1 protein-coding gene is annotated in these 430 nt (G+C 58.8%); it reads right to left on the bottom strand.

Annotated elements, in window-relative coordinates; translation table 11 throughout:
- Positions 1–35: 35 nt before the first annotated feature.
- A partial coding sequence (locus RAD16_RS41510; protein WP_458163752.1) for a carbohydrate ABC transporter permease occupies positions 36–430 on the bottom strand: 395 nt, incomplete at its 5' end.

Here is a 430-nt window from a genome sequence, read left to right as displayed (position 1 = left end):
AACGTGGCGGGCAATCGCGCCGGGCCAATCTGTTCTCATGAGTAGTGCACCCGCCTGTCCATGACGCGAGCCTGAATAAGCGTGAGTGCGATCACGATGGTCAGAAAGACGATGGTGACCGCGGCCCCATAGCCGGTGCGCAGATATTCGAAGCTTTCGCGATAGAGCGTGTAGAGCAGAACTTCTGAAGCGTTGCCTGGTCCGCCCTTGGTGAGGATCTGGACGGTATCGAATGCTTCGAAGGCACGCAGTGCGACGACGATGACGACAAACATCGTTACTGGCCCGAGCATCGGCAAGGTAACGGTGCGCAGCCGGTCGAGCCAGCTGTCTGCACCATCAATGTCCGCGGCGTCGTAGAGATCGCGCGGGATGGACTTCAGCCCGGCAAGGAAAAGTACCATGGCAAAGCCAAGGTTCTGCCAGATGG

Source organism: Bradyrhizobium sp. 18BD (genome assembly GCF_054185225.1).
This window is presented reverse-complemented; position numbering and strand designations above follow the sequence as displayed.